Here is a 23,716-nt window from a genome sequence, read left to right on the forward strand (position 1 = left end):
GCCGGCGCCCATTCACCGTTGCGGAGTTTTCCCCATGTCTCTGGCCGATCGGGTACGCCACCCTGCCTTTCTTGAACGCGTCATGTCGGCCGAAGAGGCTGCGGCGCTCATTCCCGCTGGCGCCAACGTCGGCATGAGCGGATTCACCGGTGCGGGCCACCCCAAGGCCGTGCCCCAGGCCCTTGCAGCCCACGCCAAGGCCGAGCATGCCGCCGGCAAACCCTACAAGATCAACCTCTGGACCGGAGCTTCGACCGCCCCCGAGCTTGATGGCGCCCTGGCCGCGGCCAACGCCCTGGGCCAGCGCCTGCCTTTCAACACCGACCCCATCTGCCGCAACAAGATCAACACGGGCGAGATCGACTTCATCGACATGCACTTGTCGCACGTCGCCCAGCACGCATGGTTTGGCTTTCTCGGCCCCCTGCACGTTGCGGTGATCGAGGTGCTGGGCGTGACGGCAGACGGTCTGCTGATCCCCGCTGCGGCCGTGGGCAACAACAAGACCTGGCTGGAGATTGCCGACAAGGTGATCCTCGAAGTCAATACCAAGCCCTCCGCCAAGATGGAAGGCATGCACGACATCTATTACGGCACCGCCATTCCGCCACGCCGCGTGCCCATCAACATGACCCATGCGGACGACCGCATCGGCCAGCCCTATCTGCGCGTGGACCCGGCCAAGGTGATTGCCGTGGTGGAGACCCACAAGGGCGATCGCGACAACGTGTTTGCCACGCCGGACGAGAACTCCAACAAGATTGCCAGCTACATCATCGACTTTCTCGCGCACGAGATGAAGATGGGCCGGTTACCGAAAGAAATGCTGCCCATCCAGTCGGGCGTGGGCAACGTGGCCAACGCCGTGCTGGCAGGCCTGCTGCACAGCCCGTTCGAGAACCTGCTGGGTTTTACCGAAGTGCTGCAAGACGGCATGCTGGACCTGCTGCGCGCGGGCAAGATGAGCAAGGCCTCTGCCACCGCCATCTCGCTGAGCCGCAGCGCGCTGCAGGACTTCGAGGACAACATCGACTTCTACCGCGAACGCATCATCCTGCGCCCGCAAGAAATCTCGAACCACCCCGAGCTGGTGCGCCGCCTGGGCATCATCGCCATGAACTCGATGATCGAGGCCGACATCTACGGCAACATCAACTCCACCCACCTGATGGGCACGAGCATGATGAACGGCATTGGCGGCTCGGGCGACTTTGCGCGCAACGGCTACCTGTCGTTCTTTGTGACACCCTCGGTGGCCAAGAACGGCGCCATCAGCTGCATCGTGCCCATGGTTTCGCATGTGGACCACACCGAGCACGACACGCAGATCATCGTCACCGAACAAGGCCTGGCCGACCTGCGTGGCCTCTCGCCGCGCCAGCGCGCCCAGGTCATCATCGATCACTGTGCGCACCCCGATTTCCGGCCCATGCTGCAGGACTACTTTGACCGCGCCCAGCATTCATCGGGTGGCCTGCACACACCCCACCTGCTGAACGAGGCCTTGTCGTGGCACCAGCGCTTTGTGGAAACAGGGTCGATGCGAGCGCCTGCCTGAGCGGGACCTAAGCGTGGCATGGGCGTGTCCCCGCCCCTGCGCAGGGGCTGGCGGCGCAACGATTGCCGGCCTGGCGGATGATCATAGGCGCCGGCACTGCGCCGGTGCCAACGCCCGTTTTCTGGGCTGTGGGTCTGGCCGAGATCAGCCCAGGAAACGCCCCGAACCGCCCAGCACCCCCAGATCGACATAGCGCGAGCCCACATACGGGGCCTGACCGCTGTAGTCCACCACAAACCCGCCCAGATCCCAGTTGCGAATGCCTGCCAGCGCGCTGCGCAGCTTGGCACGCGTCGGGTCGGCGCCTGCGCGCTCCAGCCCTTCGGCCAGCACGCGCATGTTCACATAGGCCTCCAGGCTGCCCTGGGTGAACTCCTGCTTTCCATTCGCCCGCATGGCAGACTGGTAGTCGCGCACCACCTGTGACTTGGCACGGTTGGGATCGGGCACGACCATGGTGATGGCGATGCCGCTGCCGACATCACCCAGTTTCTTGAGACTGTCGCTGGGCAGGGTCACGCTCACGCCGGCCAGCAAAACGCCCGGCGCATTCTTCTTGAGACCCCGCACCAGCTCCACCGAAACGGTGCCGGCGGTAGCCAGCAGCACGGCGGCCGTGCGCGCCTCGGCCACCTGGGCCAGCACCTGCGAAAGGTTGGCGCCATCGGTGGCCAGCGCGGCCTGCACCGAGGGCTTGAGGCTTTGCTCGGCCAGCGAGCGGGTGGCGTCCTCGAGCATTTCGCGGCCGTAGCCGTTGTCCAGATACACCACCCCAATGCTCTTGAGACCCATGCCGGCAAGGCGCTGCACCAGGCGACGCACCTCGTCGGTGTAGCTGGCTCGCACATGGAACACATTGCGCGCGCCCTTGCGCAGCGACGATGCCCCCGTAATCGGCGCCACATACGGCACACCCGCCTCTTCGATCAGTGGCAGGATGGCCGTGTTGTTGGGCGTGCCAACGCATGACAGCAGTGCAAAGGTATTGCCCTGCGACAAAATCTGCTTGATGTTGTCGGTGGTGCGCTGGGGTACATACGCGTCATCCACGATATTGAACTGAAGCGTGCGGCCGTTTATGCCGCCCCGGCTGTTGATGTGTGCCAGCGCCGCTTCGGCACCCAGCTTCACGTCCTGGCCCAGCCCAGCCAGCGGGCCCGTGAGGGCGGCTGAGCAACCAATGGTGAGGGTTTTGCCGGTGATGCCCGCCTCTTGGGCAAAGGCATTGCGAAGAAAGGCAGGTGCGGCTGCAGCAGCGACCACAGCACCGGGGGCAAGAGAGACAAATTGGCGACGTTGCATGAGGGTCCGGACTCCGGGAAATAAGCACAATGACAAAAGCCCGGTGCGCAGCCCATGCGGGTGACAAGTTCAGCCAGCTACCAACTTCCGGGAAACCCTACATTCTAGTCGGCCACTCGCCACCGGCATCCTGCGCGCGCTCACCCACACTTTGGAGGAACCCATGTCCATCTGGAAGAAACCCATCTCGCTGTCTTTGCTCAACGAGACCAACGCCAACACTGCAGCCACGCACCTGGGCATTGAAATCACCGAAGTGGGCGACGATTTTCTGCGCGGACGCGTGCCGGTGGACGAGCGCACCCGGCAACCCTTTGGCATCCTGCATGGCGGGGTCAGCGTGGTGCTGGCCGAGACGCTGGGCTCCATCGGAGCCTTCTACGCCTGCCCCGAAGGGCACCGCGGCGTGGGCCTGGACATCAATGCCAACCATATCCGTGCAGCCAGCAGCGGCTGGGTGACGGGCACGGCCCGTGCCGTGCACATTGGCCGCACCACGCAGGTGTGGCAGATCGACATGGTCAACGACGCCGGCGAAGTGACCTGCGTTTCGCGCATCACCATGGCGATCCTGGCGCCGCGCTGAACCCACAGCGCGCCTGCGCACGCATCTGTGTCAGGCCGGTGCCCGGCTGCGACTTTGTTGCTGCGTGAATTTCAGCATGTCTTTGTCATAGCGCCGGATGTGCAGCGACAGCCAGTCCCGCAACACGGTAGACAGTTGCGAGGCCACGGTGCTGCTGCCGCCCTCGAACTTGCGCTGCAGGCCCTGCAGATCGGCCACGAACTGGTCGTGGCCCTGCTTGTGCTGCACCAGGCGCGGATAGCCCATGCGGGCCATTTCCTGCTCTTCACGCCGGATGTGCTCGACGGTGTCGCGGATCAGCTCATCCAGCAGGCGCCCCACCACCTCGTGGCCACGGCCCTCACTGGTGGCGGTGTGCAATTCGTTCACCTGCCTCACCAAAATCTGATGGTCCTTGTCGATGGGGCCGTTGTCGATGACCATGTCATCGGCCCATTCAAAATACGCCACGGCGAAGTCTCCTGGAAACAATTGAGGTAACGCGTGCGGCCCTCTGGCCTTGTCTCAGCGGCCCGACAAGGCCAGCTGGCCAGACGCCACACCCAGCTTGCCCAGCTCGCCCAGTTTGAACACGCTGACCGCCTGCACCAGCCCCTTGGCCTGGTGTTCGAGCGACTGTGCCGCTGCAGCGGCTTCTTCCACCAGCGCCGCATTCGATTGCGTCACCTGATCCATCTGCCCCACAGCCTGATTGACCTGGTCGATGCCCGAGGTCTGGTCCTGGCTGGCCGAGGTGATCTCGTTCATGATGTCCGTCACCCGGCGCACATTGACCACGATTTCATCCATGGTGCTGCCCGCGCGCTCCACCTGCTGGCATCCTTCCGTCACGTTGTTGACCGAGGTCTCGATCAGCGCCTTGATCTCCCGTGCGGCGGTGGCCGAGCGGCCGGCGAGGCTGCGCACCTCGCTGGCCACCACGGCGAAGCCCCGGCCCTGCTCACCGGCACGGGCAGCTTCCACCGCCGCGTTGAGCGCCAGGATATTGGTCTGAAAGGCAATGCCATCAATGACCCCGATGATGTCGGCGATCTTGCGCGACGAGGTGTTGATGGCCTCCATGGTGTGCACCACCTGCGACACCACCGATCCGCCCTTCACGGCCACTTGCGAGGCAGCCTCGGCAATTTCGTTGGCGTGGCGGCTTTGCTCGTAATTGCGTTTGACGGTGTCGGCCAGCTCTTCCATCGACGCAGCGGTCTGCTCCAGCGCACTGGCCTGCTCTTCGGTTCGCGAAGAAAGGTCAATGTTGCCCGCCGCGATCTGGCTGGTGGCCGTGGCGATGGCTTCGGTGCCGCCGCGCACATTGCTCACGATGTCGATCAGGCTCTCGTTCATGCCCCGCAACGCTGAAAGCAGTTCGGCGGTTTCGTCGCTGCCGTCCACCTCGATGCGGCTGCCCAGATCACCCGCCGCCACGTTCTGGGCCACCGCCACGGCACGGCGCAGCGGCATGATGATGGAGCGCGTGATCCAGTAGGCGAGGGCCACGCCGATCAGCAGGCCCGCGGCACCCAGTGCGAGCATCTGGATGCGCGCACTGGCAATGTCGCGCACCACCGTGCGACCGCCGGTCTCCACCAGTTTTTTCTCCAGCGCATTCATCGCATTGATCGGCTCCTGCAACGCATCCAGCGCAGGCAGCGTCTCGGACTTGAGCAGCGCGGTGGCCCCTTCGCGGTCGCCGGCTTCCACCATTTGCACGACCTTGCTGAACGACTGCACGTATTTGCCCCGCAGGTCCTTGAGGCGCAACAAAACGGCCTTGGCCTCGGGCAGATACACCCGCTGGTCGAGCACCGCGATGGCGTCGTCAATGGTCTTTTTGTTGGTGCCAATGGCTGCCTTGACCAGCTTCTGGTGCTCGGCATCAGAGGCAATGACCAGCTCCATGGTGCGCCGCGCATTGGACCGCGTGGTGGTGTCGATCACGCTGGCGGCCTCGGCCCTCACCCAGTCATCTTCGATGAGGCGGGTGTTGATCTCGCCCACTTTCCCCAGGCGCAGCACCCCGATGAGGGCAATGCCCAGCATCATCACGATCAGCAGGCCAAAAGCCAGGCCGAGGCGGGTGCCGATTTTGAGGTGGCTGATATTCATGGGGAGACCTCCGAAAAAGATGCAATTTGTTACCACTTTGCATTGTCGGTCGTTTTCTCCCGACAGGTTGCCGCGCATCCTTGACGCGTGTCAAAAGAACGCGGCGCACACCGCCCAGGGCCGCAACAGCCCCCTGGCCGCTACTCGGTGGCCGCCCGCGCCAACCGCTCGCTCTTCCAGTACACGTCGTCGCCGCCATCCATGCGGTTGAGCACACGCGACAGCACAAACAGCAAATCGGAAAGCCGGTTGAGGTAGTGGCACGGGGCCTCGCGCACGGTTTCGTGTTTGCCCACCGCCACCACGGAGCGCTCGGCGCGGCGGGCCACGGTGCGGCACACATGGGCCTGGGCGGCGGCGCGCGTGCCTGCGGGCAGGATGAACTCTTGCAGGCGCGGCAACGCGGCGTTGTAGTGCGCCAGCGCCTCATCGAGCTGCAACACGGCCTCGTCCTTGAGCAACTCAAACCCCGGAATCGACAGCTCGCCGCCCAGGTTGAACAGCTGGTGCTGCACATCGATCAGCAGCTCGCGCACATCCTGCGGCAGTGGCTCGCACAGCAGCAGGCCCAGGTGCGAGTTGAGTTCGTCCACATCGCCCATGGCGTGGGGGCGCGGGCTGTCTTTGGACACGCGCGTGTTGTCGCCCAGGCCGGTGGTGCCATCGTCGCCCGTGCGCGTGGCGATCTGTGTGAGTCGGTTGCCCATGTGTGTTCCTTGTGCTGCAGCGTGCATTGTCCGATACCGCGTTTGAAGGCGTGTTGCACAGGGCCATAGACCGTAAGCAGACCCTTACACCGCGCAGGAAAATGTTGGCTGGGGCAACAGCAGGCAAAAGTGCTGGTCAGGCACGGCATGCTGCGGTGCAATGAAACCCTGTTCAACTTTGACGGAGCTCTTCATCCCATGAAAGCCACCTCACGCCGCACCTTTGCCTTTGACACCCGCAGCGTATTGCTATTCACCGCACTCTCTCTGGGCGGCGGCGCTGCCCTGCAGGCGCAGACCGCACCGGGCGCAGCGCCCAAGGCACAAGGGGGGGCGTCTTTCGGACCCGGCAATTCGTCTTCTGCCAGTTCTCCCAACTACTCCACTGGCCCCGGCAAGGGCTCATCGGCCACAGCCGCCTTTGACCGGGCCGACGCCAATGCCGATGGCAAGCTCAGCCCCCAGGAAGCCGCCACACTGCCAGCCATTGGCAACCGTTTCGAGCAGCTTGACACCGACCGTGACGGGAGCCTGTCGCACACCGAGTTCGACAAAGGCGCCAAGTCCTGACCGTTGATACGCCGGCGGCGCGATAGCCGCCACTCCCGTTGAAAGCGCAGCGCCGCGATCGGGCTTAACCGCCCCATCGCGGCGCATTTGCGGGTGCCCGGTGGTATTCTTTTGCGTTACCCGGAGACCGCCATGAACGCCCCTGCCACCGCCTTGCACCTGCTGCCCCAAATTCACTTGCGCGAGGTGCCGCAGGCGCTGATCGACGCGCTGCAAAGCCGGTTTGGCGCGCAGTGCTCGCTGGCGCAAGCGGTGCGCGAACAGCATGGGCGCGACGAAGGCTCGCTGCAGGCGCCCCCGCCCAGCGCCGTGGTGTTTGCCGAAAGCACCCAAGATGTGGCCGATGCAGTGAAGCTCGCCAGTCAATACGACGTACCCGTGATTCCCTACGGTGCAGGCTCATCGCTCGAAGGCCACCTGCTGGCCGTGCAAGGCGGCATCAGCATCGACGTGGCCCGCATGAACCGGGTGCTCAGCATCAACGCCGACGACCTCACGGTGACGGTGCAGCCCGGCATCACACGCAAGCAGCTCAACGAAGCCATCAAGGACACAGGCCTGTTCTTTCCCATCGACCCCGGCGCCGACGCCAGCATTGGCGGCATGAGCGCCACGCGCGCCAGCGGCACCAACGCCGTGCGCTACGGCACCATGCGCGAAAACGTGCTGGCGCTCGAAGTGGTCACCGCCAGCGGCGAGGTGATTCGCACCGGCACACGCGCCCGCAAAAGCGCTGCGGGTTACGACCTCACGCGCCTGATGGTGGGCAGCGAAGGCACGCTGGGCGTGATCACCGAAGTGACCGTGCGCCTGTACCCGCTGCCCGAAGCCGTGAGTGCGGCCATCTGCTCGTTTCCGAGCATCGAGGCCGCCGTGCGCACCACCATCCAGACCATTCAACTGGGTGTGCCCATTGCGCGCGTGGAGCTGATCGACCGCCACAGCGTGCGCATGGTCAACGCGCACAGCAAGCTGAATCTGCGCGAAGAACCCATGCTGCTGATGGAGTTCCACGGCTCGCCCGCCAGCGTGAAGGAGCAGGCCGAAACCGTGCAGACCATCGCCAGCGAGTTTGGCGGCAACGCCTTTGAATGGGCCAGCACGCCCGAAGAGCGCACGCGCCTGTGGACCGCGCGGCACAACGCCTACTTTGCCGCCGTGCAAAGCCGCCCCGGCTGCCGCGCCATCAGCACCGACACCTGCGTGCCCATCAGCCGCCTGGCCGATTGCCTGCTCGAATCGGTGGACGAGGCCGAGGCCAGCGGCATCCCCTACTTTCTGGTCGGCCACGTGGGCGACGGCAACTTCCACTTCGGCTACCTGCTCGACCCCAACATCCCGCAAGAGCGCATTGCCGCCGAAGACCTGAACCACAAGCTGGTGGCGCGCGCGCTCAGCATGGGCGGCACCTGCACCGGCGAGCACGGCGTGGGCCTGCACAAGATGGGCTTTCTGCTCGACGAAACGGGCGTGGGTGCGGTGGACATGATGCGCGCCATCAAGCGCGCGCTGGACCCGAAGAACATCCTGAATCCGGGGAAGATCTTTGCGCTGTGAGTGCGAGGCAGCCCGCACGCGAAACACTCCATTTTTGATAGCTAGTAGCGCTTTAAACATAAGCGCCACAGGCACTTTTACCTTAAAACAGAGCCCCACCAACGCGGTACGATGGCCCTGCGACCCGGCCACGCACCGCACACCCGATGTGCCCCGCGCCGGTGCTGGCGCCTGCGCTGCATCGCTGCCCTGCCCTTGCCTTTCCCCGCGCGATCAAAGCCATGCCTGAAACCAAAACCGTCCTGCTCTTTCTTGTCACTGCGCTGGCAGAAATCGTGGGCTGCTATCTGCCCAGCCTCTGGCTCAGCCACGGCAAAAGTGCATGGCTGCTCGTTCCTGGTGCACTGAGCCTGGCGGCCTTCGCCTGGCTTTTGTCGCTGCACCCCACGGCGTCTGGTCGGGTGTATGCCGCCTACGGGGGCGTGTATATTTTTGTGGCCATTGTCTGGCTGTGGGCGGTGGACGGTGTTCGCCCCACGCCGTGGGACATTGCCGGCGCGGCACTGGCGCTTGCAGGCATGGGGGTCATCATGTTTGCCCCGCGAAGTGCATGAACTGAGCATCGCAGATGCTTCGTCGGGTGCGGCGCCGGTACGGCCAAACCCGCGACAATCACCGACCTCCCCCAGCCCGTTGGCCTATTGGCCCATCGGCCCCACTTTCTGGAAACCCTCATGACCTGTTCATCCCCTTCGACCCGCACCCTCATCAAAGCGGTGCTCGCCAGCGCTGCGGTGGCACTGGCCGGCCTGGCGCAGGCCCAGGCGGTCTTCAAGATCACAGCAATCCCCGACGAATCGCCCACCGAACTGGCGCGCAAGGCCGCGCCGCTGGTGAAGTATCTGGAGCACAAGCTGGGCACCCAGGTGGAATTCACGCCCGTGTCCGACTACGCCGCCGCCGTGGAGGCGCTGGCCAACAAGCAGGTGGACATGGCCTGGTATGGCGGTTTCACCTTTGTGCAGGCCAGCATCCGCTCGGGCGGCAAGGTGGTGCCTTTGGTGCAGCGCGAAGAGGACGAGAAATTCCGTTCGGTGTTCATCAGCGCCGACCCCGCCATCCGGGCGCTGGCCGACCTCAAGGGCAAGACTGTGAGCTTTGGCTCGCAATCCAGCACCTCGGGCCACCTGATGCCGCGCAGCTACCTGCTGCAGGCCCAGATCGACCCGGACAAGGACTTCAAACGCGTGGCCTACTCGGGCGCACACGACGCCACCATTGCCGCCGTGGCTTCGGGCAAGGTGGACGCGGGCGCGCTCAACATTTCGGTGTGGGAAAAGTTTGTGGCCGACAAGAAGGTGGACACCGGCAAAGTGAAGGTGATCTTCACCACCCCGGCCTACTTTGACTACAACTGGACGGTGCACAGCGACATGCCAGTGGCCCAGCGCGAAAAACTTGCCAAGGCGTTTCTCGACCTGAACCGCAACACCCCCGAGGGCAAGGAAATTCTGGACCTGCAGCGCGCCACGCGCTTCATTCCCACCCAGGCCAGCAACTACAAGGGCATCGAAACCGCAGCGCGCAGCGCGGGCCTGATCAAGTGAACGGGTATTTGCTATTATTTTAATAGCTGCTTGCGCTTTTGCAATAAGCGCTGCAGCCTGATTTGCCCATGAAAGTTCAGCTGGACAACACCACCGTGCGCCACCCGGCCGCACGCGCCGGTGCACCCGCAGCGCTGCGTGGCCTGGATCTGGTGGTGGCGCAGGGCGAGCAGGTGGCGGTGATCGGCCCTTCGGGCGCGGGCAAGACCACGCTGCTGCAGCTGCTGGCCTGCGCACAGCGGCCCGACGAGGGCAGCTTGCAGCTCGATGGCATCGACCCCTGGGCATTGCCGCGCCGCGCATTGCAGCGCTTGCGCGGTCGCCTTTTTCTGGCGCCCCAGGTGCCGCCGCTGCCACCCCGGCAGCGTGTGGTGACGGCGGTGCTGGCGGGGCGCCTGCCGCACGAAAGCCTGTGGGCCAGCGTGCGCAGCCTGGTCTATCCCACCGGCATCGGGCTGGCCGAGGCCGCGCTGGCGCATTTTGACGTGGCCGACAAACTGTTCGACCGGGTAGACCGGCTCTCGGGCGGCGAGCGCCAGCGGGTGGGTCTGGCGCGGGCGCTGGCTTCGCAGGCCAGTCTGTTGCTGGTGGACGAGCCGCTGTCCGCGCTTGACCCGGCGCGTGCGCAGCAGGCCCTGGCCTCGCTCACGCAGGCGGCCCACGAGCGCGGCGCCACGCTGGTGGCCACGCTGCACCATGTGGACATGGCCTTGGCGCATTTCCCGCGCGTGATCGGGTTGCGCGACGGTGCGCTGGCCTTTGACCTGCCTGCGGCGCAGGTGACGCCCGCGCACCTGCACCAGCTGTATGCGCAGCACCTGGACGAGCTGGCCCAGACGGCGCCGCCCGCCCCCGATGTGCCTGTGGCCGCGTCCCCTGTGCCGATGCAGTGCCGCTAACCCACGGGCCATCTCGCCGCCATGACTGCCCTGTCGCCTGATCTGCCTGCACCCCCCGACAAGAGCCCGCCGCCCGAACGGCGCGACCCCGCCTGGCGCGGCCGCCTGGCCGGGGCCGCGGTGGCGCTGGTGCTGCTGTGGCCCATGCTGGTGCTCACCGAGTTCAAGCCCTGGCTGCTGCTGGCGCCGGATGCGCTGAAGCCCTCTCTGCGGTTTCTGGCGGATTTTGTGCCGCCCCGGCTAGACGCCGAGTTTCTGGCCCTGGTGGCGCGCGAGACCTGGCGCACGGTGGCCATTGCCACCGCAGGCCTCACGCTGGCGCTGGTGCTGGCCGTGCCGCTGGCGCTGCTGTCGGTGCGGGTGCTGTCGATCTCGGCGCTGACCGGCCCGATGGCGCCGCTGCCGGCGCTGGTGCGACTGCTGGTGCGCTGGCTGCTGGTGGTGCTGCGCAGCGTGCCCGAGCTGATCTGGGCGCTGGTTTTTGTGCGCGTGGTGGGCCTGGGGCCCACGGCCGGCGTGCTGGCCATTGCGCTGACCTTTGCCGGCATGCTGGGCAAGGTGTATGCCGAAATCCTGGACAGCGCCGAGCCCCATGCCGCCGCCAGCCTGCTGCGCAACGGCAGCGGGCGGCTGCAGGCATTTTTGTATGCGCTGCTGCCGCAAAACGCCGCCGAGCTCACCAGCTACACGGTGTACCGCTGGGAATGCGCGATCCGCTCGTCGGCCGTACTGGGCTTTGTCGGCGCGGGCGGGCTGGGCCAGCAGATGGACGCCTCGATGAAGATGTTCGAAGGCGCCGAGGTGGCCACCATGCTGCTGGTGTTCATGGCGCTGGTCTGGCTGGCGGACCGCATCAGCGCATGGTTGCGGCAAAGGCTGGCATGAATACGCGCGGCACTTCAGCGCCCCGACCCTCTGCCAACCGCTGCCTGGCCTGCTGGTGCGTAGCCGCTGGTGCGCTGGCGCTGGTAGGCCTGAGTTTCTGGTCGCTGGACCTGCAGTGGGCGCAGTTTGTGTCCGCCCCGGCGCTGGCCAAGATGGGCCGGTTTCTGGGCGAGCTGCTGCAGCCCGAAACCAGCCCGGCGTTTTTGCAAAAACTGCTGTGGGCCACGCTGGAGACGCTGGCCATGTCGGCGCTGGGCACCTTGCTGGCAGTGCTGCTGGGCCTGGCGCTGGCCCTGCCCGCCAGCAAGGCGTTTGAGGGCGACCCGGCGCGTTGGCGCGGCCCCACGCGGCTGCTGCTCAACGCCCTGCGCAGCATTCCCGAACTGGTGTGGGCCACCTTGCTGCTGATCGCGGCCGGGCTGGGGCCGTTTGCCGGCACGCTGGCGCTGGCACTGCACACCTCGGGCGTGCTGGGCCGCCTGTTTGCCGAGGCCATCGAAAACGCTCCGCCGGGCCCCGGCTTTGCCCTGCGTGTGCGCGGCGTGGCCAGTGGCCGCGTGTTTTTGTATGCCACCCTGCCCCAGGTGCTGCCGCAACTGCTGAGCTACACGCTGTACCGCTGGGAAAACAACATCCGCGCCGCCGCCGTGCTGGGCGTGGTGGGGGCAGGCGGGCTGGGGCAGATGCTGGCGTTCCACATGGGGCTGTTCCAGATGGGCGAGACCAGCAGCGTGCTGGTCGCCATGCTAGCGCTGGTGGCGCTGGTAGATGCGCTGAGCTTTGCCAGCCGGCGCTGGCTGGCTATCTGACACAAATTGCTATTATTTTAATAGCTTATTGCGCTTGATGGACGTGCGCCAGAGCCACTTTTCATTCAAATCCCTGCCGGTACGGTTTGCATTCAATCGGATAACCAGGCGGGGCGCCGCAGACAGTGCTGTCGTACGTGCAGCACGGCAAGGCGACCAACGACTTTAGACGTTTGAAGGCCCTACCGCATCAGGCCGCCACTGCGGCAGCGCGCCGTTAGACGTTTGAAGGCCCTACCGCATCAGGCCGCCACTGCGGCAGCGCGCCGCAGCCGTGCCGCCACGCCCACGCCCACCAGCGCGGCAGACACCACGCTCAGCGCCAGCGTGATGGCCGAACCGTAGAAGATGGCCGAGGTCATGCCCCGGTCGAGCAGCGCGCCAAACACCGGCGCGGCCAGGCAAAAACCCAGGTCCAGCCCCGAATACACCGTGCCATACACCCGGCCCGTCGCACCCGGTGGGGCCGCGCGCTTGATGAGCATGTCGCGCGATGGGCTCGCCAGCCCCGTGCCCACGCCAGCCAGCGCGGCCACCACCACCGCGGCCATGCCGGGCAGCCAGCCCGTGCCCACCAGCACCAACAGGGCGGCCGAGGCCAGCAGGCACACCGAGATGATCTTTTCCAGCCGCACCACGCGGCCCACCAGAAAGCCGCCCACTACCATGCCCGCCGCGCCGCACAGCATGTAGCCGGTGACCACCAGGGCCGTCACGCTGAGCGGCAGGCCATACATGCTTTGCAGCGCGGGGCTGGCAAAGCTCTGGATGGCGCTCAGCGCGCAGGTGCTCCAGAAAAAGAACGAGAAACACAGCCACACCGAAGGCAGCTTGAGGAAGGCCATGGGATGCTCGTCGGCCACGGCCTTGGCGCCCGGCGCCTGGTGCGCCCAGGCGCCCTGGCGGTCGTCGAGTGCATCGCGATTCCACACCATGACGGCCAGCACTACCAAGGCCAGCAGCGCGCCGCACAGGCAGGCCGCACGCCACGAGCCCGTGGCCGAGGCAATGCCCGCCATGAACACCGGCGCCGTGGCCCAGCCCAGATTGCCACTGATGCCGTGCACCGAAAAGCCATGGCCCAGGCGCTGCGGCGATACGCGCTTGTTGAGAATGGTGAAGTCCACCGGGTGGAACGGCGCATTGCCCAGCCCCGCCAACGCCGCCGCCGCCAGCAGCCCCGCATAGCCCTGCGCCGTGCCCGCCACCAGCCCGGCCGTGGCAAAGCTGGCCAGCGCAAAAAACAGCACCGGGCGCGCGCCCACGCGGTCCACCAGAAAGCCCGACAGCGCCTGCCCCACGCCCGACACCACAAAGAACACCGACACCAGCAGGCCCAGCTCGGAATAGCTGTAGCCAAACTCGCCAATCAGCCACGGAAACAGTGGCGGCAGCAGCATGTGAAAGAAGTGCGAGCTGCCATGCGCCAGGCCGATGAGGGCGATGGTGCGGGCATCTTGCCGCAGGGGAACCGCGCCGGGTGCGCCAGGGGAAATGAGGGTCATGGCGCTGATCTTAGGCAAGCCGGCCGCGGCAGGTTTACGATAGCCTGCCAATTTCTATCGCCAACATGCCAAAAGCAGCCCCGCCCGCCGACACCGCACCGCCACCGCGCCCCCGGCGGGCGCTGTCGTATGTGGATTCGCTCACGCCGCATCTGTTTGTACCCAGCGCCGAGCGCCCGGTGCGCGCCAAGGTGCGCCAGCTGGCAGCCGACACGCAGGTGATGCCGCACAGCCACCCGTGGGCGCAGGTGGCCATCTCGACCACGGGCGTGATCCGGCTCACAGTGGACCGGGGCACCTACATCGTGCCGCCCTCGCGCGCGCTGTGGATTCCGCCCGGCGTGGAACATGCCGTGACCATGGTGGAAGACGCCGATCTGCGCACGCTGTATTTCCACCAGCCGCGCGGGCGCTGCGGCCCGGGCGTGCCGCGCCACCAAGAGGCCGCCTGGCGCCAGTGCCGGGTGCTGGAGGTGTCCGACCTGCTGCGCGCCCTGGTGCGCGAGCTGCCCACCGCGCCCGACGACGGCCCCACCTCCACCCCACCATCCACCCCCGACGAGCGCACGCGCGAGCGCCACCTCAACGCCCTGGTACTGGGCGAGCTGCGCCGCGCCGCCGCCGTAAAGCTGGGCGTAGACCTGCCGCACGACAAGCGCCTGCGCCACCTGTGCGAGGCGGTGCTGGCCGACCCCACACGCCACGAAACCCTGAGCGCCTGGGCACAGGACACAGGCGCCAGCCCGCGCACGGTGGCACGGCTGTTTCGCACCGAGCTCTCGAGCACTTTCACGCAGTGGCGCCAGCAGGTGATATTGGCCAAGGCCGTGTCGCTGGCTGCGGGCCGCATGCCCATGGGGCAGATCGCCGCCGAACTGGGCTACAGCCCCAGCGCCTTCAGCGCCATGGTGCGCAAATCGGTGGGGCAGCCACCGGGGCGGTTTCTGGGGGCGGCGCGGTGAGGGGACGGGCGCGCACGGCACGGCGCCCGCCCGCCCCTTGGTCGCGTCAAACTTTGAACGTTTTTGACCTGTAGCCATTGCAAATAAAGCGCTATCAGCTATCTAATTAACAGCAAAACGGGCCCGGCAGGCGACGAAATGCAGAGCCTCTGGCGCCAGAATATTGAGAAACCCCGCTTCCCCCTACCGCACCTTTGCCCATGACCGCTGACATCCACACCTACGAACCCCGCCTGGGGCACGGCCTGCCGCACGATCCGTTCAATGCCATCGTGGGCCCCCGCCCCATCGGCTGGATCTCCACGCAAAGCGCCACGGGCGCGCTGAACCTGGCGCCCTACAGCTTCTTCACCGCGTTCAACTACGTGCCGCCCATCGTGGGCTTTGCCAGCATTGGCGCCAAGGACACGCTGCGCAACATCGAGGCCACCGGCGAGTTTGTGTGGAATTTGGCCACTCACGATCTGGCCGACGCCATGAACCAGAGCTGCGCCGCCGTGCCCCCCGAAGTCAGCGAGTTTGAGCTGGCGGGCCTCACCCCCCTGGCCTCCGAGAAAGTGCGCCCACCCCGCGTGGCCGAAAGCCCTGTCACGTTTGAATGCCGCAGCACGCAGATCGTGCAGCTGCAGGGCATCGACGGTGAAAAGGTGCCCACCTGGCTGGTGCTGGGCGAAGTGGTGGCCGTGCACATCGCCAAGGCGCTGCTGAAAAACGGCGTGTACGACACGGCAGGCGCCGGCCACATCCTGCGCGGGGGCGGCCCGGCCGACTATTTCACGGTGGGGCCAGAGCAACTGTTCCGCATGCACCGGCCCGCCTGAGAAGGGGTGAACGCCGCAGCGCCGGGGCCGGCCCAATACCCCACAGTGGACGGCCCTGCTCCCCAGCGGGCACACTCGATTCCCTCATGGTTCTGAATCTGGTGTTTTGATGCTGCATTTTCTGATGTTCGCCGGCGGGCTGGCCGCGCTGGTGGTGGGGGCCGACCTGCTGGTGCGGGGCGCTTCGCGACTGGCCCTGTCGTTTGGCATTTCGCCGCTGGTGGTGGGGCTGACCATCGTGGCCTTTGGCACCAGCGCCCCCGAGATGGCGGTGTCGACCGGGGCCGTGCTCAATGGCCAGACCGGCCTGGCCATGGGCAATGTGGTGGGCAGCAACATCTTCAACGTGCTGTTCATCCTGGGCCTGAGCGCCCTCATCGCCCCGCTGGTGGTGCATGTGCAGATCATCCGGCAGGAGGTTCCCATCCTCATGGGGGCCTCGCTGTTGCTGCTGGTGCTCGGGCTCGATGGCCGCATCAGCCTGACCGACGCCGCGCTGCTGTTTGGCCTGCTGCTGGCCTACACCGTATTTCTGGTGGTGCAGTCGCGCCGGGAAACCCAGGCCGCCCAGGCCGAGTTCGAGGCCGAAATCCACGCCCCCGCTGCCGGCGCCTGGGATGCCCGCCTGCCGGTGCAGATCGCGCTCATCGTCGCCGGGCTCGCGCTGCTGGTGCTGGGCTCGGACTGGCTGGTGGGCGCGGCCGTGGTGTTTGCCAAGGCGCTGGGCGTGAGCGACCTGGTGATCGGCCTGACCATCGTGGCAGCGGGCACCTCCATGCCCGAGGTGGCCACCTCGGTGGCCGCCGCCCTCAAGGGCGAGCGCGACATCGCCGTGGGCAACGTGGTGGGCAGCAGCACCTTCAACATTCTGGGCTGCCTGGGGCTGGCCGGACTGGCGGCGGGCAGCGAAGGCCTGGTCGTGGCGCCCTCGCTGATGGCCTTCGACATCTGGGTGATGCTGGCCGTGGCGCTGGCCTGCCTGCCCATCTTCCTGTCGGGCCGCGAGATCGCCCGCTGGGAAGGCGCCGTGTTCCTGGGCTACTACGCGGCCTACGTGTCCTACCTCATCCTGGCCGCGCAGCAGCACGACGCGCTGCACACCTACTCGGCCGTGATGCTGGGCTTTGTGATCCCGCTCACGGTCGTCACCTTGGTGGTGTCGCTCATCCGGCCCTCCCGGGGCGTGCAGTAAACCCACGCCGCCCTGCCTCCAGGCGCCTGTTGCCGGGCATGCGGCTGCACCCCTGGCACGGGAAATTCCAGACTCACCAGCCAGGCGCCCGGGGCCATTTCGGCGCAGCCTTTGGCCCAGGCACGGGCCATGCTTTCGGGGCGCTGGAACAGGTAGACGAGCTGGTAGCCGCTCCAGTCGGCGCGCCACAGGTCGCCCTGCGCAACCCGCGCCCAAGGGCAGCGGCGGGCGCACAGCCAGCGCAGGGGGCGGCTCCATTCCAGCCCCTCCAGCCGGGCTAGGGGGTAGGCCTGGCGCAGTGCGATCAGGCCGTCACCCAGGCCGCAGCCCGCATCGAGCACGCGCGCGCCGGGCTCCAGGGGGGCTGCGTCGGGAAGGTCGTTCAGCGCATCAGGCGGGGTGGGGAACAGCGGGGCATCGCGCCAGGCGTTCAGGGGATACACCAGCAGCAGCAGGGCCAGCGGCACCAGCCAGGCCCAGGCGGGCAGGCCCGCAGCGCCCGTGAGGGCCAGCGACAGCGGAAACCCCGCCGCAATCAGCCCGCGCCGCCACCAGGTGCCGCCCAACACGCTGGCAGCCGTGCCCAGGCCACAGGCCAGCACCAGCGCCCATGCCGCGGGCAGGTGCGCGCGCTGCAGGGCCACAAACGCCAGCCACGCCGCCGCCCAGGCCAAGAGCGCCGGCAAGGGCCATGGCAAAAAGCGGCGAACCATGTGGGGCAAGGGCCCTGCGTCCGGCCGGGTCAGGCGTTGCCGCGCAGGCGGTCGATCAGCCCGTTCAGGGCTTCCAGCGAGCCGAACTGGATGGACAGCTCGCCCATGTCTTCCATGCGGCCATTGCGTTTGACGCGCTTTTTCACACGCACCTCCACCTCGGCCATGAGCAGGTCCGAGAGTTCTTCTTCCACCCGCTTGAGGTCGCGCGATTTTTCCTTTTTGGGCCGCGTGGCCACCAGGTTGAACTCGGCACCGATCTTTTTGACCAGGGCCTCGGCCTCGCGCACCGAGAGTTTTCGGGCGGCGATCTGGTTGCCGGCGGTGATCTGCGCAGCGCGGTCCAGCGCCAGCAGCGCACGCGCGTGGCCCATGTCAATGTCGCCCGCCATCAGCATGGTCTGCACGGGCTCGGCCAGGTTCAAGAGGCGCAGCAGGTTGCTGGCGGCGCTGCGCGAGCGGCCCACGGCCTGCGCGGCCTGCTCGTGCGTGAGGCCGAACTCGCGCACCAGCCGCTGCAGGCCCTGGGCTTCTTCCAGCGGATTCAGGTCTTCGCGCTGGATGTTCTCGATGAGCGCCATGGCGGCGGCGGCCTCGTTGGGCACGTCGCGCACCAGCACGGGCACGCTGTCCAGCCCCGCCAGGCGCGCCGCACGAAAGCGCCGCTCGCCCGCAATGATTTCGTACCGGCCCGCGTTGTCGCCCTCAACGAGGCGGCGCACCAGAATCGGCTGCATGATGCCCTGGGCCTTGATGGATTCGGCCAGCTCGTACAGCGCGCCCTCGTCCATGCGGGTGCGCGGCTGGTACATGCCGGGCACCATGTCATCCAGGCGCAGGCTGCTGGGCAGCCCCGCATCGGCGGCCTGCGCCTTTTCAGCCGCCTCGGCCACCTTGGGGCCCAGCAATGCTTCGAGTCCGCGGCCGAGGCCCTTGGGTTTTTTGGTGACCATGTTCGTCAATCTTTCAAAAGGGTGTGCAGCAGGTGGTGGCCCTCGGGCCAGTCTGCCAGGCCGGATTCGGCATTGATGTGGCCGCGTGCGCCGCCGTCGACAAAGCGTGCGCCCCAGGCCTCGCCCAGGCCTTCGGCGCGCTCATAACTGCAATACGGGTCGTTGCGGCTGCCCACCAGCACGGAAGGAAACGGCAGCGGCTGGCGCGCGATGGGTGCCCAGCCGTGGATTTGTGCGGCGATATCGGGGCGCTCCACATCACCAGGCGCCACCAGCAGCGCGCCCTGCACGCGGTGGGCGTTGGCCGAATGCGCCGCCCACCAGGCGGTGAGGATGCAACCCAGGCTGTGCGCCACCAGCACCACGGGGCCGTCGGCATCGACCACGGTTTCTTCCAGCCTTGCCGACCAGTCGCCGCGCAGCGGGCGCATCCAGTCGTGCTGCTCTATGCGGTGGTAGCCGTGGCGGGCCTCCCACAGGCTTTGCCAGTGGTCGGGGCCAGAGTTCTGCCAGCCGGGCAGCAGCAAAATGTTGGATGCCTTCATTACTATTGTTTTGATAGCTATCAGCGCTTATCCATCAAGCGCCAGAGGCCATTTTGACCATGGAACTTGCTGCTGCAGGCATGCTTTGCACGCGCTCGACCATCTCTTGCGCAAACTCCACAAACGCCTGGCTACCCTTGGCGGCAGGGTCGAACACCACACCGGGCAGCCCGTAGCTGGGCGCCTCGGCCAGGCGCACATTGCGCGGGATCACGCTGTTGAACACCTTGTCGCCAAAGTGGCCCTTGAGCTGCTCACTTACCTGCTGCTGCAGCGTGATGCGGGGGTCGAACATCACACGCAGCAGGCCAATGATCTGCAGGTCGGTATTGAGGTTGGCGTGCACCTGCTTGATGGTGTTGACCAAATCGGTCAGGCCTTCGAGCGCGAAGTACTCGCACTGCATGGGCACGATGACGCCGTGGGCGCTGCACAGGCCGTTGAGGGTGAGCATCGACAGGGACGGAGGGCAGTCGATGAGCACAAAGTCGTAGTCGCCCCCCACCTCGGCCAGCGCGGCCTTGAGGCGCTTTTCGCGGTGCTCCAGCGCCACCAGTTCCACCTCGGCACCGGCCAGTTCGCGGTTGGCACCCAGCACCCAGTAGCCGCATTTGTCGGACAGCGCTGCTGCCTCTTTGACCGACGCAGATTCGAGCAGCACGTCGTACACCGTGAGGTCGAGGCTGCGCTTGTCCACGCCCGAGCCCATGGTGGCATTGCCCTGCGGGTCCAGGTCGACCATCAGCACGCGCTGACCAATCTTGGCCAGGCCCGCAGCCAGGTTGACGGTGGTGGTGGTCTTGCCAACGCCACCCTTCTGGTTGGCAACGCAAAAAATCTTGGCCATGTGGATGCTGTGGGGTGGGGGGTTATTTGGAGATGGCCAGCTTGATGCCAAAGCCGATCAAAAAGACGCCTGCCACTTTTTCAAGCACGCGGGCAATGCGGGGATTGGCGCGCATGCGCTCGGCCAGGTGGTGCGTAAGCAGCACCACGGTGAGGCCGTAGGCCAGGGTCAGGGCGGCAATGGTGGCGGCCATCACGCCAAAGGTGAGCATGCCCTGATGGCGTGCCGGGTCCACAAACAGCGGGAAGAACGCCATGTAGAACACGATGGCCTTGGGGTTGAGCAAGGTGATGAGTGCAGCCTGCTTGAAATAATGGCGCGGCTGGATGTTGAGGATGGGCTGGGCACCCGGCTTGGCCGTGAGCATCTTGAAGCCCAGCCAGGCCAGATAGGCCGCGCCCAGCCACTGCACGGCATGGAAAGCCGTGGGGTAGGTGGCCAGCAAAGCCGCCACACCAGCCACCGCCGCCCACATCAGCACCTGGTCGCCCGCGATCACACCCAGCGTGGCCGCCAGACCACCACGCACGCCGCCCTTGCTGGTGGAGGTGATGAGCGCCAGGTTGCCGGGGCCCGGGATGGCCAGAAACAACACAATGGCGGCGACAAAGGCGCCGTAGTCTGCAATGCCGAACATGTGGGATTCCTCTGGAAGGCTGGAAGGTCTGCGCAGCGCTGCGGACCGGAGCCCGAGTTTACGCGACCGCCCTTCCCTCCCCTCAAAAAGATCCGTCAGACAGGCTTCATCCAGACAATGCAGCGCTCGGCATCCAGCCCCGGAACGGTGAGCTGTTCCACGTGAAACACCTGCACTTCGGCGGGCAAGGCGGCGATTTCGTCTGCGGGGTGCTTGCCTTTCATGGCCAGCCAGACCCCGTGCGGCATGGCCAGCGCACTCTGTGACCAGGTCACAAAATCGGGCAACGAGGCAAAGGCGCGGCAGCTGATGATGTCAAACGGCGTCGTGAGGGTCTCGACACGTGCGTGCACGCCATGCAGGTTGCGCAGTTTCAGGGCCACCGCCGCCTGCTGGATGAACGCCGCCTTCTTGCCCACCGTGTCCACACAGCTCACATCCACATCCGGGCAGCAGATGGCAATCACCACGCCGGGCAAACCGCCACCCGAGCCTACGTCAAGCAAGCGCACTGCCCCCCCGCCCTCGCCCGTCTGCGCAGCCACATGGCGGCGCAGCGGCCCCACCGCTGCAAGGCTGTCGAGCAAGTGGTGGGTGAGCATCTCCTGCGGGTCCCGCACGGCCGTGAGGTTGTAGACCTTGTTCCACTTTTGCAGCAGGGACAGAAAGTCGAGCAACTGGGTGATTTGTGCCTCGGTCAGACCCAGGGCCAGGGCGTCTACACCCGCCTGCAGCTTCGTGCGAAGCGCGTCGTTGTGGACCGCTGCTGTCGTCATGCCACCACCTGCCCTTCGGCCGTGGCAGGCAAAGCCGGGGCCACCGCAAACTCCTTGAACCCGCCCTTCTTCAAATGCACCATCAGCAACGAGATAGCTGCCGGCGTAATGCCTGTGATGCGCGAGGCATGACCCAGGGTTTCGGGCCGGTGGCGGCTGAGCACCTGGCGTGCCTCGATGCTCAGAGCCGTCACCTGCATGTAGTCCAGGTCTGGGGGCAGGCGCAGTTTTTCGAAATGCGCGGCGCGCTCCACCTCGCCTTTTTGCCGGTCGATGTAGCCCGAATATTTGGCGGCAATCTCCACCTGCTCCACCACGGGCGCGCTCAGCTCCCCCATCGTTTCACGTGAAACATCGATCGAAGCGTACTTGCCGCCGTCCATCGACATCAGGTTGGCGTAGTTCACGTCGGGGCGGCGCAGCAGCTCGAACAGGTTGTATTCATGCTCGATGCTCTTGCCCAGCACCCGCTCCGACTCGGCCGCAGGCAGGTTGCGCGGGTTCACCCAGGTGGCTTTGAGACGCTCGGTTTCACGTGAAACCGCATCGCGTTTGCGGCTGAAAGACTCCCAGCGCGCATCGTCCACCAGCCCCATGCGGCGCCCGGCTTCCGTCAGGCGCATGTCGGCGTTGTCCTCGCGCAGCTGCAGGCGAAACTCGGCCCGGCTGGTGAACATGCGGTAGGGCTCGGTCACGCCCTTGGTGATGAGGTCATCCACCAGCACGCCCAGGTAAGCCTCGTCGCGGCCGGGCAGCCAGGGCGCCTCGCCCCGGCACTGCAGCGCGGCGTTGAGCCCGGCGAACAATCCCTGCGCCGCCGCCTCTTCGTAGCCCGTGGTGCCGTTGATCTGCCCGGCAAAAAACAGCCCCTGAATCTGCCGCGTCTCGAAGCTGCCCTTCAGCGCGCGCGGGTCAAAGTAGTCGTATTCGATGGCGTAGCCGGGGCGCAGAATGTGCGCGTTCTCCAGCCCCGGCATGCTGCGCACCAGCTCGTACTGGATGTCGAACGGCAGGCTGGTGCTAATGCCATTGGGGTAAAACTCGTGCGTGGTCAGCCCCTCGGGTTCCAGAAAAATCTGGTGGCTGTCCTTGTCGGCAAAGCGGTTGATCTTGTCCTCCACGCTCGGGCAGTAGCGCGGGCCCACGCCCTCGATCTTGCCGGTGAACATGGGGCTGCGGTCAAAGCCGCTGCGGATGATGTCGTGCGTGCGCTCGTTGGTGTGGGTGATCCAGCAGGGCATTTGTTTGGGGTGCATGGCCGCACCACCGTACGCATGGGCCATGAAGCTGAACACCGGCACCGTGCCCTCGTTCACACCGCCGGGCATGCCGTCGCCGGGCTGCTCGGTGCATTTCGAGAAATCGATGCTGCGCCCATCCAGCCGGGGTGGTGTGCCGGTCTTCAGGCGGCCCTGCGGAAGTTGCAACTCCTTGAGCCGTGCCGACAGCGACACCGCTGGTGGATCGCCCGCCCGGCCAGCTGCGTAGTTGTTCAGCCCCACATGGATCTTGCCGTCCAGGAAGGTACCCGCCGTCAGCACCACCGTGCGGCTGCGAAATTGGATGCCCACCTGCGTGACGGCGCCCACCACGCGGTCGCCCTCCACCATCAGGTCGTCCACCGCCTGCTGAAACAGCCACAGGTTGGGCTGATTCTCGAGCATGCGGCGGATGGCGGCCTTGTACAAAATGCGGTCGGCCTGCGCGCGCGTGGCCCGCACGGCCGGGCCCTTGCTGCTGTTGAGGATGCGGAACTGGACGCCGCCTTCGTCCGTGGCCAGCGCCATGGCACCGCCCAGCGCGTCCACCTCTTTCACGAGGTGGCCCTTGCCGATGCCGCCGATGCTGGGGTTGCAGCTCATCTGCCCCAGTGTCTCGATGTTGTGCGTGAGCAGCAGCGTGCGGCTGCCCATGCGCGCTGCGGCCAGCGCGGCCTCAGTGCCTGCGTGGCCACCGCCGACAACGATCACATCAAATTCCTGGGGATACAACATCGGACAACTCCGGGGCCACCGGCCCATAACGACACACACCACACACACCACACGGGCCAAATTCTGGCCAAACACTTACCGAGCACCTGCCGCAGCGGCCCGCCCCGCCTGCCAGCCCTGAGGCCCCCCTGCGGGAAACCCGCAATTTTCCCACCTTTGTCTGGCGCACGCCGCCGCCGCTGCAGACAACCTTTGCAGCACACCTGCACTGCGCGCCTGGGGCAGACCGTTTCACGTGAAACACCGCCCGC

The 23,716-nt window shown here is 66.2% G+C and carries 24 protein-coding genes; 12 read left to right on the forward strand and 12 right to left on the reverse strand.

The window, feature by feature from the left end; all coding sequences use genetic code 11:
- Window positions 1-34 precede the first annotated feature (34 nt).
- Complete coding sequence (locus tag B7Y64_RS00865; RefSeq protein ID WP_291324275.1) at window positions 35-1,558, forward strand: acetyl-CoA hydrolase/transferase family protein; 1,524 nt, start codon at window positions 35-37, stop codon at window positions 1,556-1,558.
- A 144-nt stretch (window positions 1,559-1,702) separates the two neighbouring features.
- Here B7Y64_RS00865 and B7Y64_RS00870 read toward each other — a convergent pair whose 3' ends face one another.
- On the reverse strand, window positions 1,703-2,860 hold the full coding sequence (locus B7Y64_RS00870) for an ABC transporter substrate-binding protein (RefSeq protein ID WP_291324276.1): 1,158 nt from the start codon (window positions 2,858-2,860) through the stop codon (window positions 1,703-1,705).
- Between the two features lie 163 nt (window positions 2,861-3,023).
- Between B7Y64_RS00870 and B7Y64_RS00875 the strand changes: the two genes are divergently transcribed.
- Window positions 3,024-3,446: a hotdog fold thioesterase gene (locus B7Y64_RS00875; protein ID WP_114656687.1), complete on the forward strand. Its 423-nt coding sequence runs from the start codon at window positions 3,024-3,026 to the stop codon at window positions 3,444-3,446.
- Between the two features lie 30 nt (window positions 3,447-3,476).
- On the opposite strand, the gene B7Y64_RS00880 is transcribed toward B7Y64_RS00875, so the two are convergent.
- The 3 genes from B7Y64_RS00880 to B7Y64_RS00890 all read right to left on the reverse strand — a co-directional run bounded on the left by B7Y64_RS00880 (window position 3,477) and on the right by B7Y64_RS00890 (window position 6,253).
- Window positions 3,477-3,896 carry a bacteriohemerythrin gene (locus B7Y64_RS00880; RefSeq protein WP_291324277.1) on the reverse strand — a complete coding sequence of 140 codons (420 nt, stop codon included), beginning with the start codon at window positions 3,894-3,896 and terminating at the stop codon, window positions 3,477-3,479.
- A gap of 54 nt (window positions 3,897-3,950) precedes the next feature.
- Window positions 3,951-5,546, reverse strand: a complete 1,596-nt coding sequence (locus tag B7Y64_RS00885) for a methyl-accepting chemotaxis protein (RefSeq protein WP_024813550.1) — start codon at window positions 5,544-5,546, stop codon at window positions 3,951-3,953.
- Window positions 5,547-5,686: 140 nt separating this feature from the next.
- On the reverse strand, window positions 5,687-6,253 hold the full coding sequence (locus B7Y64_RS00890; RefSeq protein WP_024813549.1) for a cob(I)yrinic acid a,c-diamide adenosyltransferase: 567 nt from the start codon (window positions 6,251-6,253) through the stop codon (window positions 5,687-5,689).
- 198 nt (window positions 6,254-6,451) lie between these two features.
- On the opposite strand from B7Y64_RS00890, the gene B7Y64_RS00895 reads away from it, so the two are divergent.
- The 7 genes from B7Y64_RS00895 (at window position 6,452) to phnE (ending at window position 12,520) form a co-directional block, all read left to right on the forward strand.
- Window positions 6,452-6,823, forward strand: a complete 372-nt coding sequence (locus B7Y64_RS00895; RefSeq protein ID WP_111866018.1) for an EF-hand domain-containing protein — start codon at window positions 6,452-6,454, stop codon at window positions 6,821-6,823.
- Window positions 6,824-6,955: 132 nt separating this feature from the next.
- On the forward strand, window positions 6,956-8,380 hold the full coding sequence (locus B7Y64_RS00900) for an FAD-linked oxidase C-terminal domain-containing protein (RefSeq protein ID WP_291324278.1): 1,425 nt from the start codon (window positions 6,956-6,958) through the stop codon (window positions 8,378-8,380).
- 221 nt (window positions 8,381-8,601) lie between these two features.
- Window positions 8,602-8,934: a YnfA family protein gene (locus tag B7Y64_RS00905; RefSeq protein ID WP_024813546.1), complete on the forward strand. Its 333-nt coding sequence runs from the start codon at window positions 8,602-8,604 to the stop codon at window positions 8,932-8,934.
- A 120-nt stretch (window positions 8,935-9,054) separates the two neighbouring features.
- Window positions 9,055-9,927, forward strand: a complete 873-nt coding sequence (locus tag B7Y64_RS00910; RefSeq protein WP_291324279.1) for a putative selenate ABC transporter substrate-binding protein — start codon at window positions 9,055-9,057, stop codon at window positions 9,925-9,927.
- Between the two features lie 68 nt (window positions 9,928-9,995).
- The gene (locus tag B7Y64_RS00915; RefSeq protein WP_291324280.1) at window positions 9,996-10,826 is read left to right on the forward strand and encodes an ATP-binding cassette domain-containing protein; all 831 of its coding nucleotides are present in this window, start codon (window positions 9,996-9,998) and stop codon (window positions 10,824-10,826) included.
- Between the two features lie 21 nt (window positions 10,827-10,847).
- On the forward strand, window positions 10,848-11,711 hold the full coding sequence (locus tag B7Y64_RS00920) for an ABC transporter permease (RefSeq protein WP_291324281.1): 864 nt from the start codon (window positions 10,848-10,850) through the stop codon (window positions 11,709-11,711).
- Window positions 11,708-12,520, forward strand: coding sequence for a phosphonate ABC transporter, permease protein PhnE (phnE, locus tag B7Y64_RS00925; protein WP_291328177.1), 813 nt, complete (start codon window positions 11,708-11,710; stop codon window positions 12,518-12,520). The genes B7Y64_RS00920 and phnE overlap by 4 nt, the downstream gene beginning before the upstream one ends.
- Before the next feature lie 242 nt (window positions 12,521-12,762).
- Here the strand turns inward: phnE and B7Y64_RS00930 are convergent, their stop codons facing one another.
- A complete protein-coding gene (locus B7Y64_RS00930) occupies window positions 12,763-14,025 on the reverse strand; it encodes an MFS transporter (protein WP_291324283.1) in 1,263 nt (420 codons plus the stop codon).
- A gap of 65 nt (window positions 14,026-14,090) precedes the next feature.
- Between B7Y64_RS00930 and B7Y64_RS00935 the strand changes: the two genes are divergently transcribed.
- The 3 genes from B7Y64_RS00935 (at window position 14,091) to B7Y64_RS00945 (ending at window position 17,000) form a co-directional block, all read left to right on the forward strand.
- Window positions 14,091-14,987, forward strand: a complete 897-nt coding sequence (locus tag B7Y64_RS00935) for a helix-turn-helix transcriptional regulator (RefSeq protein WP_291324284.1) — start codon at window positions 14,091-14,093, stop codon at window positions 14,985-14,987.
- A 200-nt stretch (window positions 14,988-15,187) separates the two neighbouring features.
- The gene (locus B7Y64_RS00940; RefSeq protein WP_291324285.1) at window positions 15,188-15,808 is read left to right on the forward strand and encodes a flavin reductase family protein; all 621 of its coding nucleotides are present in this window, start codon (window positions 15,188-15,190) and stop codon (window positions 15,806-15,808) included.
- Between the two features lie 109 nt (window positions 15,809-15,917).
- Complete coding sequence (locus B7Y64_RS00945) at window positions 15,918-17,000, forward strand: calcium/sodium antiporter (protein WP_291324286.1); 1,083 nt, start codon at window positions 15,918-15,920, stop codon at window positions 16,998-17,000.
- On the opposite strand, the gene B7Y64_RS00950 is transcribed toward B7Y64_RS00945, so the two are convergent.
- The 7 genes from B7Y64_RS00950 to mnmG all read right to left on the reverse strand — a co-directional run bounded on the left by B7Y64_RS00950 (window position 16,910) and on the right by mnmG (window position 23,465).
- Complete coding sequence (locus tag B7Y64_RS00950) at window positions 16,910-17,713, reverse strand: class I SAM-dependent methyltransferase (protein ID WP_291324309.1); 804 nt, start codon at window positions 17,711-17,713, stop codon at window positions 16,910-16,912. The genes B7Y64_RS00945 and B7Y64_RS00950 overlap by 91 nt on opposite strands.
- Before the next feature lie 29 nt (window positions 17,714-17,742).
- The gene (locus B7Y64_RS00955) at window positions 17,743-18,666 is read right to left on the reverse strand and encodes a ParB/RepB/Spo0J family partition protein (RefSeq protein ID WP_291324287.1); all 924 of its coding nucleotides are present in this window, start codon (window positions 18,664-18,666) and stop codon (window positions 17,743-17,745) included.
- Window positions 18,667-18,671: 5 nt separating this feature from the next.
- Window positions 18,672-19,211 (reverse strand): alpha/beta fold hydrolase, encoded by a 540-nt coding sequence (locus B7Y64_RS00960; protein WP_291324288.1) that lies wholly within the window; start codon window positions 19,209-19,211, stop codon window positions 18,672-18,674.
- A 34-nt stretch (window positions 19,212-19,245) separates the two neighbouring features.
- A complete protein-coding gene (locus B7Y64_RS00965; RefSeq protein WP_291324289.1) occupies window positions 19,246-20,058 on the reverse strand; it encodes a ParA family protein in 813 nt (270 codons plus the stop codon).
- Between the two features lie 22 nt (window positions 20,059-20,080).
- On the reverse strand, window positions 20,081-20,695 hold the full coding sequence (locus tag B7Y64_RS00970; protein ID WP_024813533.1) for a LysE family translocator: 615 nt from the start codon (window positions 20,693-20,695) through the stop codon (window positions 20,081-20,083).
- 95 nt (window positions 20,696-20,790) lie between these two features.
- Window positions 20,791-21,471 carry a 16S rRNA (guanine(527)-N(7))-methyltransferase RsmG gene (rsmG, locus tag B7Y64_RS00975; protein ID WP_291324290.1) on the reverse strand — a complete coding sequence of 227 codons (681 nt, stop codon included), beginning with the start codon at window positions 21,469-21,471 and terminating at the stop codon, window positions 20,791-20,793.
- Window positions 21,468-23,465 (reverse strand): tRNA uridine-5-carboxymethylaminomethyl(34) synthesis enzyme MnmG, encoded by a 1,998-nt coding sequence (mnmG, locus tag B7Y64_RS00980; protein ID WP_291324291.1) that lies wholly within the window; start codon window positions 23,463-23,465, stop codon window positions 21,468-21,470. The genes rsmG and mnmG overlap by 4 nt, the downstream gene beginning before the upstream one ends.
- Between the last annotated feature and the right edge of the window lie 251 nt (window positions 23,466-23,716).

Origin of the sequence: Acidovorax sp. 35-64-16 (assembly GCF_002281195.1) — a bacterium.
GTDB classification, from domain to species: domain Bacteria; phylum Pseudomonadota; class Gammaproteobacteria; order Burkholderiales; family Burkholderiaceae_C; genus Acidovorax; species Acidovorax defluvii.